Genomic DNA, 13,870 nt, shown 5'->3' with positions numbered 1-13,870 from the left:
GGTGAGGAACGATGACCAATCCCTACGAACAGGATCTCGATCGCCAGCCGGCGAATTTCCAGCCGCTGACGCCGATCACCTATCTCGAGCGCGCGGCCATGACCTATCCGGACCGCCTCGCCATCGTCCACGGCGCACAGCGCATCAGCTACGGCGACTTCTGGCGCCGCTCCCGCCAGCTTGCATCGGCTCTTGCCGGGCACGGCATCGGCAAGGGCGACACCGTGACCGCGATGCTGTCCAACACGCCGCCGATGCTGGAGGCCCATTTCGGCGTGCCGATGGTCAAGGCTGTGCTGCACTCGGTGAACACCCGGCTCGACGCCGCGGTCATCGCGTTCCAGCTCGACCACGCCGAGACGAAGGTGCTGATCGTCGACCGCGAGTTTTCCGGCGTCATGCGCGAGGCGCTGGCGCTTGCAAAGGCGAAGCCGCTCGTCATCGACTATGACGATCCCGACTATCCGGCGGACGCGCCCTACCCCAAGGGCGAGCGCATCGGCAGCGTGGACTACGAGGACTTCGTCGCGGGCGGCGATCCCGACTTCGCGTGGTCGATGCCCGACGACGAATGGAATGCGCTGTCGCTCAACTATACATCGGGCACGACGGGCAACCCGAAGGGCGTCGTCTATCATCATCGCGGCGCGGCGCTGATGGCCTACGCCAACACCATCCACGCCGGCATGGGCAAGAACTGCGTATATCTCTGGACGTTGCCGATGTTCCACTGCAACGGCTGGTGCTTTCCGTGGACGCTTGCGCTGCAGGGCGGGACGCATGTCTGCCTGCGCTGGGTGAGGCCGAAGCCGATCTACGACGCCATCGCCGACCACGGCGTCACGCATCTCTGCGGCGCGCCGATCGTCATGTCGGTGCTCATCAACGCGAAGGCCGAGGACAAGCGCGACTTCGCCCAGACGGTGACGTTCAACACGGCCGCCGCGCCGCCGCCGGAGGCGGTGCTGGCCGGCATGGCCGACGCCGGCTTCGCGGTCACGCATCTCTACGGCCTGACGGAGACCTACGGACCGGCGGTCGTCAACGAATGGAACGACGCCTGGGACGCGCTCGACCGCGATGCGCGGTCGGCCAGGAAGGCCAGGCAGGGCGTGCGATACGCGCCGCTCGAGGGCCTGACGGTGATGGACCCTGAGACGATGACCGAGACGCCGGCCGACGGCGAGACGCTCGGCGAGGTCATGTTCCGGGGCAACATCGTCATGAAGGGTTACCTGAAGAACAGGAAAGCCACCGACGAGGCCTTCGCCGGAGGCTGGTTCCATTCCGGCGACCTCGGCGTCATGCATCCGGACGGATACATCCAGCTCAAGGACCGGTCGAAGGACATCATCATCTCCGGCGGCGAGAACATCTCGTCCATCGAGGTCGAGGATGCGCTCTACAAGCATCCGGCCGTCGCGACCTGCGGCGTGGTGGCCCGCGACGACGAGAAGTGGGGCGAGGTGCCGGTCGCCTATGTCGAGCTGAAGCCGGACGCCGCCGCCTCGGAGGAGGAGATCATTGCCCACTGCCGGGCGCTGCTCGCCCGGTTCAAGGTGCCGAAGGCGGTGATCTTCGCCGAAATCCCCAAGACGTCGACCGGCAAGATCCAGAAGTTCAAGCTGCGCGGGCTCGCCCAGGGCGGCTGACGCTGGTCGATTGCGCGCGCCTGCAGATGCCGTAGCGGCATCTTTCAGGTAACTTCAGGGAATCGGCAGACGGTCGCGACGGCATGGTCCTGAAACCAAGCCGGCGCTACACGGCGAGCCGATAGGACAATCACCTGAGGGGGCAACCATGCAAGGCGTAGCACGCAACTTCTTCACCCTGGCCGTCATCTACTCGATCCTGGGCATGATGCTCGGACTTTCGATGGCGATGAGCCAGGACCATACGCAACTGCCGACCCACGCGCACATCATGGTGCTGGGCTGGATCATGTCGTCCGTCTTCGCGTTCTTCTACCATCTCGTGCCTGCGGCGCGGAATTCGCGCCTGTCGACCATCCATTTCTGGGCTGCCGCGGTCAGCAGCATCGTGATGCTGGTTACGCTGTTCATGTTCTACGGCGGCAATGCCGCAATCGAGCCGGTGCTCGGCATCGCGTCGCTGGTCTATTTCGCGGCGACGATGCTGTTCGCATTCATCGCGCTGCGCGCGCTCTGGGGCGGCGAGGCGGCCGGCGCGAGGGCGACCGCCCACTGAACCCGATTTTTCTCTGATTTGGGGAGGCGCGGTAACCCGCCATTAAGCTTTACGAGCGTTTACTGTGCGTATCCAGTGATCTGGATTCTTACCGAGTGGCTGGAGCCACTTCGTTTGACGCCTCCCTGTTAAACTCCTGAGAGCCGCCCTCTAGCGGCTCTTTTTTTGTGCCGCAGGGCGGCGCACGGTCGGGTTTCGCCGGCCGCCCCGGGCTCGATCGTTAACCCTTTATTAAACATATGCTTGCGTTGAACTGTCGGCAGGCGCATTTTCCCCGCGATCGTCGTAGGGGGGGGGTCGCCGGCGACGATGCGGCGGCTTGGTGGTGGGCCGTTTGCGCGATCGAAGGCAGTGCAGGGGCGTTGGATCATGAGTGAGCCGTCGAAGGACAGCAAGACGATCAAGCTCGCCGAGCGGCGGGTCTTCTCGCAGTCGTTCAAGCCGCTCTACAACGAAGGCATGACCCTGGTCGAGCACGCGGCGGAATACCTCGACGGCGAAGGACGCAGCGAGGCCAAGAAGCTGTCGCGGCTGGCGGCCACCCTCTACGCGGCGGAATCGATGCGGCTGACCACGCGACTGATGCAGATCGCGTCCTGGCTGCTGCTGCAGCGCGCGGCCAACTCCGGCGAGATGAGCCGCGACCAGGTCGCCACGGAAAAGGCCAAGGTCAGGCTGGACACGGCGTCGGCGCATGCGGACGCGACCGGCTGGGCCGAACTGCCGAAACCCTTCGTCGATCTGGTGAACCGGTCGCTGAGCCTGCAAGCGCTCGTACGGCGCATGGACGACGAGATCTACGGCAAGAACACAGTGGTCCCCCTCTCCGGCGCGCGCAGCCCGAACCCCGTCTCGGACCAGATCACGCTTCTGAACACCGCCTTCGCCCGCGGCTGAGCCTGCCGGGGCGGCGCCGGGCCGATCCTCGACGCCCGAAACCTGTGGGTGTTTCCTATTTGTTCACATAGTGCTGTCAATGGTGCCGCGCCGTACCTAGAGTGGAACCATGGCTCAGGCGATTCGCATCATCGGCATAGACCCGGGACTGAGGCGCACCGGCTGGGGCGTGCTGGAGGCGTCGGGAAATTCCCTGCGCTTCGTCGCCGCCGGCACGGTGAAATCCAGCGACAAGGCCGCGCTCGCCTTTCGGCTCAGGCAGTTGCATGACGGGCTGCGCGAAGTGCTCGACCGCCAGGCGCCGGACGAGGCCGCCGTCGAGCAGACCTTCGTCAACAAGGATGCGGTGGCGACGCTGAAGCTCGGCCAGGCGAGAGGGATCGCGATGCTGGTGCCGGCGCTTGCCGGCATCGAAGTCGCGGAATACGCGCCGAACGCCGTCAAGAAGGCGGTCATCGGCACGGGGCACGGCGAGAAGCAGCAGATCCACATGATGGTGAAGGTGCTGATGCCAAAGGCGGTGATCGACAGCGAGCATGCGGCCGACGCGCTGGCAATCGCCGTCTGCCACGCGCACCATATGCAGAGCCCCGCGGCACGCCTGGCTCGGGCGGTTGCCGGGGCGGCGGCTTGAGAGCGGCGGCATGATCGGCAAGCTGAAGGGCACCGTCGATGAAATCGGCGACGACCATTGCACCGTCGACGTCCACGGCGTCGGCTACGTCGCGCACTGCTCGGCGCGCACGCTGGCGCAGATGCCCGGCCCGGGCGAGGCGGTGACGCTGTTCATCGAGACTTATGTCCGCGAAGACGTGATCCGTCTCTACGGCTTTCAGTCGGCGCTGGAGCGCGAGTGGTTCCGCCTGTTGATGAACAACGTTCAGGGCGTCGGCGCCAAGGTGGCGCTGGCCGTGCTGTCCACGCTGGCGCCGCCCGACTTGGCCAACGCGATCGCGCTGCGCGACATCGCAACGGTGAGCCGAGCGCCGGGCGTCGGCAAGAAGGTCGCGGAACGCATCGTCACCGAACTCAAGAACAAGGCGCCGGCCTTCGCAGGAGCGGCCTCGGGCACCATCGGGCTCAAGCAGGAGCTCGGCGACGGCGTTGCGCCCGCGCCCGTGGCGGACGCCGTCTCGGCGCTGGTCAATCTCGGTTATTCCAGAGACATCGCCGCCAACGCCATCGCTGCTGCGATGAAGGGCGCCGGCGAAGGTGCGGATTCCTCCAAGCTGATCCGGCTTGGGCTGAAGGAGCTGGCGCGGTGACTTCCTTGCCAGCCAACATATTCCTTACTATTTTGTCGGGTAAGGAGAACGCCTCATGGGAATGATCGGAAGCGTTACGTCCAAGGGACAGACCACTATCCCGAAGGAAGTCAGAGATCAGCTCGGCTTGCAAACCGGCACGCGGATCGAGTGGATCGTAGAGGGTGGGAAGGCGACGGTTCGTCCGCGCAAGCTGAGGGCGGTCGACCTCGCCGGCATCCTGCATCGGCCGGGCATGAAACCGGTGTCGGTCGAGGAGATGGACAAGGCGATCGGCCGCGCTGTCGCGGAAGACGACGAGCGGATCAAGCGCGAATGGAATGACGCGTTCGCCAAGGAAAAGCGCAGGTGATCGGCGTCGATACAAACGTGCTGGTCCGGCTGTTTACGGCGGACGACGCGGAGCAGCATGGGAAAGCGCTGGATTTCTTCCGGGAAAGATCGGCCAACAGCCCAGCATTCGTCAGCGCGGTCACGATTGCAGAGACGATCCGGGTGCTGAGGCTGACCTACGGGTTCAGCCATGACGAGATTCTCGGCGTCCTGCTGACGCTGCTTGAGACGGACGACTTCGTGCTGGATGGCGGCGAGGCCTTGCGCGCCGCACGGGACGCTGACAAGTCGGCCCTGCTGGCCGATTTTCTGGTCGCGCTTCTCGGCAGGCAAGCCGGATGCTCGCATAGCGTGACTTTCGACCAAAAGGCTGCGAAGGCGGTTCCCTCGATGGAACTACTCGCGTGAGCCTCGCCCCCCGCCTCATAACCCCTGAAAAGCGCGGCGAAGACGTTGACCAGTCGCTGCGGCCGCAGTCGCTCGACGACTTCGTCGGGCAGGCCGCGGCCCGCGCCAACCTCAAGGTGTTCATCGAGGCGGCGAAGGGGCGCGGCGAAGCGCTCGACCATGTCCTGTTCGTCGGGCCACCCGGCCTGGGAAAGACCACGCTGGCGCAGATCATGGCGCGCGAACTCGGCGTCAATTTCCGCTCGACGTCGGGACCGGTGATCGCCAAGGCCGGCGATCTCGCCGCGCTGCTCACCAATCTCGAGGAGCGCGACGTCCTGTTCATCGACGAGATCCACCGGCTCAATCCGGCCGTCGAGGAAATCCTCTACCCGGCGATGGAGGACTACCAGCTCGACCTCATCATCGGCGAGGGGCCGGCGGCACGCTCGGTCAAGATCGACCTCGCGAGGTTCACCCTGGTCGCGGCGACCACGCGGCTCGGTCTGCTGACCAATCCGCTGCGCGACCGCTTCGGCATTCCGGTCAGGCTCAACTTCTATTCGGTCGAGGAGCTTGAACAGATCGTGCGGCGCGGCGCGCGCATCCTGGGCCTTCCGCTCGGCGACGATGGAGCGCAGGAGATCGCGCGGCGCGCCCGCGGGACGCCGCGCATCGCCGGCAGGCTGCTGCGGCGGGTGCGGGACTTCGCTTCGGTCGCCGGCGTCGACCACGTGACCCGCAAGGTGGCCGACGAGGCGCTCCTGCGGCTGGAAGTGGATGCGCTCGGCCTCGACCAGCTCGACCGCCGCTATCTCAGCATGATCGCGACGAATTTCGGCGGCGGTCCGGTCGGCATCGAAACAATTGCGGCCGGCCTGTCTGAGCCGCGCGACGCGATCGAGGACATCATCGAGCCGTATCTCATCCAGCAAGGCTTCATCCAGCGCACGCCGCGCGGGCGGGTGATGACCGCGAACGCCTGGCGGCATCTCGGGCTCGAGGCGCCAAAGGACATCGCGCAGCAGCAGATCGCGCTGTTCCAGGACGAGGACTGACGTGACCGAGGAAGAAGCACAGGCGGCCGGACTGTCGGGCGAACTCACGCCGTTCGGACACCGGCTGCTGGCCCGCGTCTACTACGCGGACACCGATTTTTCGGGCGTCGTGTACCATGCGCGCTACCTCGAATTCCTCGAACGCGGTCGCTCCGACTACCTGCGGTTGGCGGGCGTGCGCCATACCGAGCTCGCCGATGGCCTGCGCGGCGAAAGGATCGTCTGGGTCGTCAGGCGCATGGAAATCGACTTCGTCAGACCGGCGCGCATGGACGACGTCCTTGCCGTCGAGACGCGGACGGAAAAGATCTCCGGCGCCCGCATCTTCATGGCGCAGCAGATCGTCCGAGGCGGCGAGACCCTGATCTCGGCCCGGGTCGAGGCGGCCATCATCGGCGAGAACGGTCGCCCCAAACGCTTTCCGGACGAGTGGCTGGACGCCTTCCTGCCATCCGGCGGCTGACGGTATCGACGCAGGTCAGCAAGGCTGTCCTAACTGATCCTTAACCATAACGGTTCATGAACGGATCAGTTAGAATCTGACGGAATGCGTGCGCCTTCCTTTCACCAACATTTGCTCTGAAAAGGCCGTGATCGGCGCATATCGGGGCGTTTCCGGAAGCTTCGCGCAATCGGATCAACGGGATAACAGCGCCAGGGGCCAGCCGCGAGCCACGCCCGGAAATCGTTAAGGACCTCCTATGGAAAACCTTCCACTCGCCGAGCCCGGCGTCCAACTGTCGATATGGCATCTGTTCGCGCAGGCCGGCTGGGTCGTCAAACTGGTCATGATCGGACTGCTCGGCGCATCGATCTGGACCTGGGCCATCGTCGTCGACAAGGTCATCGCCTATGCCCGCATGAGAAGCGCGCTCAACCGCTTCGAGCAGGTGTTCTGGTCCGGGCAGTCGCTTGAGGAACTCTACCGGACGCTTGCCGACCGCAAGACGTCAGGCATGGGAGCGATCTTCGTCGCCGCCATGCGGGAGTGGAAGAAGAGCTTCGAGAAGGGAGCCAAGTCGCCGCTTGGCCTGCAGACCCGCATCGACAAGGCGATGGACCTCGCGTTGACCCGCGAGATGGAGCGGCTGGAAGGCAGGCTGGGTTTCCTCGCGACGATCGGTTCGGCGGCGCCGTTCATCGGTCTGTTCGGCACCGTCGTCGGCATCATGACCTCGTTCCAGGCAATCGCCGGCTCCAAGTCGACCAACCTCGCCGTGGTGGCGCCTGGTATCGCCGAGGCGCTTCTCGCCACGGCGATTGGCCTGCTTGCGGCCATTCCCGCCGTCATCGCCTACAACAAGCTGTCTGCGGACGCGGGCAAGATCGCCGTCAGGATGGAGGGCTTCGCCGACGAGTTCTCCGCCATACTCTCGCGGCAAATCGATGAAAAAGTAGCGCAGAAGGCTTGAGGACCGGGCGATGGGGATGGCCGTAGGAAACGGGGGCGGACGCGGAGGCCGGGGCCACAGGCGGCGCGGACGCCACCATGGCCTGATCTCGGAGATCAACGTCACGCCGTTCGTCGATGTCATGCTGGTGTTGCTGATCATCTTCATGGTCGCGGCGCCGTTGCTCACCGTCGGCGTACCGATCGACCTGCCCGAGACGCGGGCCAACGCGATGAACCCGGAGACCCAGCCGATCACCATTTCGGTCAACGAGAACGGACAGATCTACCTGCAGGAAACGGAGATCCCGCTGGAAGAGGTCGTGCCGAAGCTCAGCGCCATCGCGACGACCGGGTATGAGGAGCGCATCTACGTGCGCGGCGACAAGACCACCAACTACGGCATCGTCATGCAGGTCATGGCCCGCATCCAGGCGGCCGGCTACACCAAGATCGGCCTCGTGACCCTCCAGGAACAGGACGACACCTGAGCGATGACCGGCACGGCGCGCAATTTCCGGCGAAAGGTGGCAGGCCAGGAATGAAGACCGGCCTCACCACCTCTGTCGTGCTGCACGCGGCCGTGATCGGCTTCGGGCTTGTGTCGCTGTCCGCGCCAAGGCCGTTCGAGGTCGTCGACGTCGAGTCGCTGCCGGTCGACATCATCCCGGTCGAACAGCTGACGCAGATCCAGCAGGGCGACAAGAAGGCGCCGCTCGGCGAGACACCGACGCCGAAGCCGACGGAGAAGACCGAGACGATCCCGGACGCGCAGAAGGTCGGCGAAAACAAGGTCGATACAGACAAGAAGGCCACCCCTGACGTCAGGCCCAAGGACGTCGAGGCGGCCGCAATGCCAGAGGCGGCTCCAACACCGGCGCCGAAGCCGGTGCAGGACCCCAAGCCGGACCCGGTGGTCGAGCCGGAGCCCAAGACGGCGTCGGTCCCGGCGACGGAGGCCACACCGCAGCCGCAGCCCAAGCAGGATGTGAAGCCCGATCCCGTGCAGGAGACCATCGCGGCGGCCGAGGTCGAGGCCGAGGCGATCGAACTGCCGACCGAGGCCCCCGCCCCGCAGGCCAAGCCGAAGCCGCCGCAGGCGCAGACGGCCAAGGCTCCCGACAAGAAAGACAGCCAGAAGCCGACCCGCGATGCGGCCGCCAAGCCGAAGTCCGACGAGAAGGAGTTCGACGCCGACGAGGTGGCGGCTCTCCTGAACAAGGAAAAGGCGTCCGGCGGCGGCGCCAAGCGCTCGAAGCAGACCGCTTCGCTCGGCGGCGACAAGAGCACGGGCGGCAGCAAGCTGACGCAGAGTGAGATGGACGCGCTGCGCGGCCAGGTGCAGCGCTGCTGGAACATCCCCGCAGGCGCGGCGGATGCCGGCAATCTCCGCGTCTCGGTCAAGTTCAAGCTCGACAGGACCGGGGCCATCGAGGGCAGTCCAGAAATCATCGGTGGCGGCGGTTCGGCAGGCGTCGAGCGCGCCGCCGCAGAAGCCGCGCGTCGCGCCGTCTCGCGTTGCGCCCCCTACACTCTTCCCGCCGAAAAATACGAAGCCTGGGCGGACGTTATCGTCAATTTCGATCCAAGCGAAATGTTCTAGGGGCCACGCGCCCCGCGTCCGACGGACTTAGCCAAAGAGGTTCGAAACCGCATGAAACGATTCTTCCGAGCGATGTTCACGGCTGTCGTCCTTGCAGGCGGCCTGACCGCGGTCGCCGCGCCGCCGGCCTGGGCGCTTGTCGAGATCGACGTCAACAAGGGCAATATCGAGCCCCTGCCGATCGCCATCACCGACTTCCTGTCGAGCAACGAACTCGGCGCGGAGATCACCAGCGTGATCTCCTCAGACCTCAAGCGCTCCGGCCTGTTCGCGCCGATCGACAAAGGCGCGTTCATCGAGAAGATCTCCAATCCCGACGCCGCGCCGCGCTTCGAGGACTGGAAGGTCATCAATGCGCAGGCGCTGGTGACCGGCCGCGTCACCCAGGAAGGCGACGGCAGACTGCGCGCCGAATTCCGACTTTGGGACACGTTTGCCGGCGAACAACTCATCGGCGAACAGTTCTTCGCCAACAAGGCCAACGCCCGGCGGGTCGCCCATATCATCGCAGATGCGATCTACGAGCGCCTGACCGGTGAAAAGGGCTACTTCGACACGCGCGTCGTGTTCATCGACGAATCCGGGCCGAAGAACCAGCGCAAGAAGCGGCTGGCGATCATGGACCAGGACGGCGCCAATGTCCGCTACCTGTCCGATGGCAGCGCGATCACGCTGACGCCGCGCTTCTCGCCGACGCGCCAGGAAATCACCTACATGTCCTACGAAAGCGGCCAGCCGCGGGTCTACCTGCTGCAGATCGAGACCGGCCAGCGCGAACTGGTCGGCAACTTCCCCGGCATGACCTTCGCGCCCCGCTTCTCGCCGGACGGCCAGAAGGTGATCATGAGCCTGCTGCGCGACGACGGAAATTCCAACGTCTTTGCTATGGATCTCAGGAGCCGCACGACGACCCGGCTGACCAACTCGAATTCGATCGACACGTCGCCGTCCTACTCGCCGGATGGCCGCCAGGTCGTGTTCACATCGGACCGCGGCGGCCAGCCGCAGATCTATGTGATGAGCGCCGACGGTTCGGGCCAGAACCGGATCTCGTTCGGCGGCGGCAGCTATTCGACGCCGGTGTGGTCGCCGCGCGGCGACCTGATCGCCTTCACCAAGCAGTCGGGCGGCGAGTTCCAGATCGGCGTCATGAAGACCGATGGCTCGGGCGAGCGCATCCTTTCTACCGGCTTCCAGCAGGAAGGCCCGACCTGGGCGCCCAACGGCCGCTACATCATGTTCTTCAAGGAAGCCGCCGGCTCGGGCGGGCCGCGGCTCTTCTCGATCGACTTGACCGGACGCAACGAGCAGGCCATCCCGACGCAGAATTTCGCGTCGGATCCGGCATGGTCGCCGCTTCTGGAATAGGTAAACTTTTAACCAAGCGTCGATCGGTCACCAAGCCGCCGTCATCGCGCCGCATTTCCGCCAAGCGAAGACGGACACTGTGGCCACAAGGGACGGCGTGGCGCGGACGGGCGCCGGTCACCGATCGTTAACCATGCTTGTTGAACGCCGGTTAACCGCGATGTGGTTACTGTTTGCTCAACGAAATCATTCGAAATGCGAAGGAGAGGCCGGCATGCGCCGCATCGCAGCAGTTACTCGTAATCCGGTTGTCGTGGCGCTTTTCCTCGCGCTCGCGATTGCCGGTTGCGCCAACAAGAAGACCCCCAACACGGCGGCCGACCTCGGCCTCGGCGGCGGTGCCGCGACGCCGGGCTCGTCGCGCGACTTCACGGTCAATGTCGGCGACCGCATCTTCTTCGACACCGATAGCTCGGTGATCCGCGCCGACGCCCAGGGCATCCTGAGCCGCCAGGCGCAGTGGCTGAACCAGTACAAGCAGTATTCGATCGTCGTCGAAGGCCATGCCGACGAGCGCGGAACCCGCGAATACAACCTGGCGCTTGGCGCACGCCGCGCCGCCGCAACGCGCGACTACCTGGCCGCCCGGGGCGTCGCCGCCAGCCGCATGAAGACCATCTCCTACGGCAAGGAGCGGCCGGTCGCGGTCTGCGACGACATCTCCTGCTGGTCGCAGAACCGCCGCGCCGTGACGACGCTCGGCGGCGGGAGCTGAGGCCAAAAGGCTACAGCGATGTCGAAAAGGCGGCCGTTCGGCCGCCTTTTTCATGTCCCCCATGCGCCTAAACAAAATTTGGCCGAAGTCTGGTCTTGCTCTAGAAGTCGAGACGCGCGCCTGAAACTGCGGGAATGCGCATGAGAGCAGATCCTTCCAGCATCGAGACGCCCATGTATTTCAGACTGATCCTGAGCGGTACGCTCGCATTTCTCCTGATGTCCGGCGCCAGCGTCAGGGCAGACGGCCGTGCCGAGGCGCCAAGCGCCCCGACGATGGCCTTCGACGGCGGCCTGCCGTTGCCGAAGTTCAAGCTTCCTGCCGTGTTCCGCAGCAAGGACGATACGGGTTCCTTCAAGGTCGCCCAGGCCGGCGATCCCCGGATCACCGCGCTCGAAGAGCAGGTGCGCTCGTTGTCCGGCACGATCGAGGAGCTGAACTTCCAGATCCTGCAGATGCAGGAACAGATGCGCAAGATGCAGGAGGACAACGAGTTCCGGTTCCAGGAGCTCGAAGGGAAGCGCACCGACGCGGGCGCGCCTGCGGGCAAGACCGTCGCATCGGCCCCAGCGCGCCAGGCTCCGGCGGAAGCGGCCCCCGCCGAGACTCCGGCGGAACCGGAAATCCTCGTCGACAACGGCACCGGCGATCCCGCCGGCCTGAATCCGGGCACCGGCGGCGCGCCGGCCGGGGCGGGCGAGCCGCCGCAGACCTTCGGGACGATCACGTTCGACGAAAAAGGCAATGTGACCGGCGGCAGCGTGGCGGAGCAGCCGACGGAGCCGCTGCCAGGCGTGGCCGTGGGTGCGCAACAGGCGCCGGTGCGGCAGGCCGTTCCCAACAAGCCGGCAGGCCAGGGCCTGGACGAAACCAGGGTTGCAGCGCTGCCGGCGACCGACGACCCCGATGAACTCTACCGCAATTCCTACGAGTTCATCCTCTCGGGCGACTACGACACGGCCGAGAAGGGATTCCGCGACCATATCGAACGGTTCCCGTCCGACCAGAAGGCGGCGGACGCGAACTTCTGGCTCGGCGAGGCGCTGCTCGCCCAGAAGAAATACCGCGACGCCGCCGAGGTCTTCCTTGCGGCCAACAAGGACTACCCTTCGTCGAAGAAGGCGCCCGACATGCTGCTGAAGCTCGGCATGTCGCTCGTCGGCCTCGACCAGCGCGATGTCGCCTGCGCGACCTATGCCGAAATCGGCAAGCGCTACCCCGACATCTCGGTTGCGCTCAAGGACCGCGTCAAGCAGGAACAGGCACTCGCCGCGTGCTGACGCCGCCGCTCGGCATCGAACTTTCCCAACCATTCCAGTCACTGGACCTCGCCCCGCGCCGCGCCGTTCTGGCGGCGGTTTCCGGCGGCAGTGATTCCGTCGCCCTGCTCACCCTGCTCAAGGGACATCTCGACCGGCACGCGCCCGCCATCCGACTGGTCGCCGCGACCGTCGACCATGCCCTGCGCGCCGAATCCGCCAGCGAAGCCGCCCAAGTCGCGCGCTTCTGCGCGACAATCGGCGTCGAGCACCTTACTTTGCGATGGACTGGCGACAAGCCGGCGACAGGTCTCTCCGCCGCCGCGCGCGACTCGCGCCACCGACTGCTGGCGGAAGCCGCCGAACGCGAAGGAAGCGACCTCGTCCTGACGGGCCATACGGCCGACGACCAGGCGGAGACGGTCATCATGCGCCGCGCGCGAAGCGCCGACGGCGACGCATGGTACGGACTGGCGGGCATGGCGCCCGCAACGCTTTTCGACGGCCGGTTCTGGTTTGCCCGGCCTCTCATCGCGGCGCGCAGGCAGGCATTGCGTTCCTATCTGGTGGCGCGCGGGACAGGCTGGATCGACGATCCGACGAATGCGGACCAGCGCCATGAACGCGCGCGCGTGCGGCGCAGGCTGGCTGCGCCGGATGGCGAAGCCCTGGTCGCGGAGGCACTGTCCATCGCCTCGGCTGGTGCGGCGGCGCGCGAAGACATCGGCCGCCGTGTCGCGTCGCTTGTCGCGGCGTATGCGGACAGCCCTGCCCAGGGCCTCCTGCGGCTGCGGCCCGAAATTCTTGCCGACGCGGACCAAGAAGGCGTCCTTCAGGCGTTCCGCGTCCTGCTGGCCGTTGCCGGCGGCGCCGCGCATCTGCCGGATCATGCGCGCGCCGCGACACTGCTTGCGCGCCTTGCCGGCGAGGGCGCGTCGCGCCGGGTCCTGTCGCGGGCGCTGGTCGACCGGAGGCGGACCGGCATCTTCATCCTGCGGGAGTCGCGCAACCTTCCAGACCCGGCCATCGCCCCGGAGGGCGGAATCTGGGACGGACGCTACCGCCTGGTCCGCGCGGAGGCGGCGCCCCGCTTTGCGCGTCCCGGAGCCAACGGCGCGCCGGACAGCCTGGAACGCCTCGCCGCCGGCGGACGGCCCGCGCCTCCTCGCGGCTGGAGCGCGGTGCCCGTCCTCGCGCCCTGGGCGCGCTTCCTTCCATCCTTCGACGTCGCCGCGGCGCGTGCCGTCGCCGCATTGATCGGCGCGCCCGAAATTCCCGGGCCGCCATTTCGCGAACACATTGAGAGTAAAGCTTAACCGAGACAGGCTGTCGCGCTTGGCAATGCAGGCCGTGCTCCCTATGTTAGGAGCACGGAAATTCCACCTCT

16 protein-coding genes are annotated in these 13,870 nt (G+C 66.0%); all 16 read left to right on the top strand.

Translation table 11 applies throughout. The features are described from left to right. The first annotated feature begins 11 nt into the window (after positions 1-11). Positions 12-1,652: an acyl-CoA synthetase gene (locus tag ABUE31_RS09055; RefSeq protein WP_367723202.1), complete on the top strand. Its 1,641-nt coding sequence runs from the start codon at positions 12-14 to the stop codon at positions 1,650-1,652. A 148-nt stretch (positions 1,653-1,800) separates the two neighbouring features. Further along, complete coding sequence (locus ABUE31_RS09050) at positions 1,801-2,208, top strand: hypothetical protein (RefSeq protein ID WP_367723201.1); 408 nt, start codon at positions 1,801-1,803, stop codon at positions 2,206-2,208. 369 nt (positions 2,209-2,577) lie between these two features. After that, positions 2,578-3,105, top strand: a complete 528-nt coding sequence (gene rcdA, locus ABUE31_RS09045; RefSeq protein WP_367723200.1) for a protease adaptor protein RcdA — start codon at positions 2,578-2,580, stop codon at positions 3,103-3,105. A gap of 109 nt (positions 3,106-3,214) precedes the next feature. Continuing rightward, complete coding sequence (ruvC, locus tag ABUE31_RS09040; protein WP_367723199.1) at positions 3,215-3,739, top strand: crossover junction endodeoxyribonuclease RuvC; 525 nt, start codon at positions 3,215-3,217, stop codon at positions 3,737-3,739. A 10-nt stretch (positions 3,740-3,749) separates the two neighbouring features. Further along, positions 3,750-4,370: a Holliday junction branch migration protein RuvA gene (ruvA, locus tag ABUE31_RS09035; protein ID WP_367723198.1), complete on the top strand. Its 621-nt coding sequence runs from the start codon at positions 3,750-3,752 to the stop codon at positions 4,368-4,370. A gap of 55 nt (positions 4,371-4,425) precedes the next feature. After that, positions 4,426-4,722: an AbrB/MazE/SpoVT family DNA-binding domain-containing protein gene (locus ABUE31_RS09030; protein ID WP_367723197.1), complete on the top strand. Its 297-nt coding sequence runs from the start codon at positions 4,426-4,428 to the stop codon at positions 4,720-4,722. Then, positions 4,719-5,111: a type II toxin-antitoxin system VapC family toxin gene (locus tag ABUE31_RS09025; protein WP_367723196.1), complete on the top strand. Its 393-nt coding sequence runs from the start codon at positions 4,719-4,721 to the stop codon at positions 5,109-5,111. The genes ABUE31_RS09030 and ABUE31_RS09025 overlap by 4 nt, the downstream gene beginning before the upstream one ends. Continuing rightward, positions 5,108-6,148 (top strand): Holliday junction branch migration DNA helicase RuvB, encoded by a 1,041-nt coding sequence (ruvB, locus tag ABUE31_RS09020; RefSeq protein ID WP_367723195.1) that lies wholly within the window; start codon positions 5,108-5,110, stop codon positions 6,146-6,148. Before ABUE31_RS09025 ends, ruvB begins: the two co-directional genes overlap by 4 nt. A gap of 1 nt (position 6,149) precedes the next feature. Then, complete coding sequence (gene ybgC / locus ABUE31_RS09015) at positions 6,150-6,611, top strand: tol-pal system-associated acyl-CoA thioesterase (RefSeq protein ID WP_367723194.1); 462 nt, start codon at positions 6,150-6,152, stop codon at positions 6,609-6,611. Between the two features lie 238 nt (positions 6,612-6,849). Next, the gene (gene tolQ, locus ABUE31_RS09010; RefSeq protein ID WP_367723193.1) at positions 6,850-7,560 is read left to right on the top strand and encodes a protein TolQ; all 711 of its coding nucleotides are present in this window, start codon (positions 6,850-6,852) and stop codon (positions 7,558-7,560) included. A gap of 10 nt (positions 7,561-7,570) precedes the next feature. Continuing rightward, positions 7,571-8,029 (top strand): protein TolR, encoded by a 459-nt coding sequence (gene tolR, locus ABUE31_RS09005; RefSeq protein ID WP_367723192.1) that lies wholly within the window; start codon positions 7,571-7,573, stop codon positions 8,027-8,029. Positions 8,030-8,079: 50 nt separating this feature from the next. Continuing rightward, positions 8,080-9,141, top strand: coding sequence for a cell envelope integrity protein TolA (tolA, locus tag ABUE31_RS09000; RefSeq protein WP_367723191.1), 1,062 nt, complete (start codon positions 8,080-8,082; stop codon positions 9,139-9,141). Between the two features lie 72 nt (positions 9,142-9,213). Further along, complete coding sequence (gene tolB / locus ABUE31_RS08995) at positions 9,214-10,509, top strand: Tol-Pal system beta propeller repeat protein TolB (RefSeq protein ID WP_367723605.1); 1,296 nt, start codon at positions 9,214-9,216, stop codon at positions 10,507-10,509. A 214-nt stretch (positions 10,510-10,723) separates the two neighbouring features. After that, on the top strand, positions 10,724-11,224 hold the full coding sequence (gene pal / locus ABUE31_RS08990) for a peptidoglycan-associated lipoprotein Pal (RefSeq protein ID WP_367723190.1): 501 nt from the start codon (positions 10,724-10,726) through the stop codon (positions 11,222-11,224). A 173-nt stretch (positions 11,225-11,397) separates the two neighbouring features. Beyond that, positions 11,398-12,504, top strand: a complete 1,107-nt coding sequence (gene ybgF / locus ABUE31_RS08985) for a tol-pal system protein YbgF (RefSeq protein WP_367723603.1) — start codon at positions 11,398-11,400, stop codon at positions 12,502-12,504. Beyond that, positions 12,498-13,799, top strand: coding sequence for a tRNA lysidine(34) synthetase TilS (tilS, locus tag ABUE31_RS08980; RefSeq protein ID WP_367723189.1), 1,302 nt, complete (start codon positions 12,498-12,500; stop codon positions 13,797-13,799). Before ybgF ends, tilS begins: the two co-directional genes overlap by 7 nt. The last annotated feature ends 71 nt before the right edge of the window (positions 13,800-13,870 follow it).

Origin of the sequence: Mesorhizobium marinum (assembly GCF_040813675.1) — a bacterium.
GTDB classification, from domain to species: domain Bacteria; phylum Pseudomonadota; class Alphaproteobacteria; order Rhizobiales; family Rhizobiaceae; genus Mesorhizobium_K; species Mesorhizobium_K marinum.
Note: the sequence above shows the minus strand (reverse complement) of the source record. Positions and strands in the feature narration are given on the sequence as shown.

What these genes read in the sequence shown, in the direction of transcription:
- ABUE31_RS09055 (WP_367723202.1), top strand. Translation starts at nt 12, where the DNA reads ATGACCAATCCCTACGAACAGGATCTCGATCGCCAGCCGGCGAATTTC.
- ABUE31_RS09050 (WP_367723201.1), top strand. Translation starts at nt 1,801, where the DNA reads ATGCAAGGCGTAGCACGCAACTTCTTCACCCTGGCCGTCATCTACTCG.
- rcdA (WP_367723200.1), top strand. Translation starts at nt 2,578, where the DNA reads ATGAGTGAGCCGTCGAAGGACAGCAAGACGATCAAGCTCGCCGAGCGG.
- ruvC (WP_367723199.1), top strand. Translation starts at nt 3,215, where the DNA reads ATGGCTCAGGCGATTCGCATCATCGGCATAGACCCGGGACTGAGGCGC.
- ruvA (WP_367723198.1), top strand. Translation starts at nt 3,750, where the DNA reads ATGATCGGCAAGCTGAAGGGCACCGTCGATGAAATCGGCGACGACCAT.
- ABUE31_RS09030 (WP_367723197.1), top strand. Translation starts at nt 4,426, where the DNA reads ATGGGAATGATCGGAAGCGTTACGTCCAAGGGACAGACCACTATCCCG.
- tolQ (WP_367723193.1), top strand. Translation starts at nt 6,850, where the DNA reads ATGGAAAACCTTCCACTCGCCGAGCCCGGCGTCCAACTGTCGATATGG.
- tolR (WP_367723192.1), top strand. Translation starts at nt 7,571, where the DNA reads ATGGGGATGGCCGTAGGAAACGGGGGCGGACGCGGAGGCCGGGGCCAC.
- tolA (WP_367723191.1), top strand. Translation starts at nt 8,080, where the DNA reads ATGAAGACCGGCCTCACCACCTCTGTCGTGCTGCACGCGGCCGTGATC.
- tolB (WP_367723605.1), top strand. Translation starts at nt 9,214, where the DNA reads ATGTTCACGGCTGTCGTCCTTGCAGGCGGCCTGACCGCGGTCGCCGCG.
- pal (WP_367723190.1), top strand. Translation starts at nt 10,724, where the DNA reads ATGCGCCGCATCGCAGCAGTTACTCGTAATCCGGTTGTCGTGGCGCTT.
- ybgF (WP_367723603.1), top strand. Translation starts at nt 11,398, where the DNA reads ATGTATTTCAGACTGATCCTGAGCGGTACGCTCGCATTTCTCCTGATG.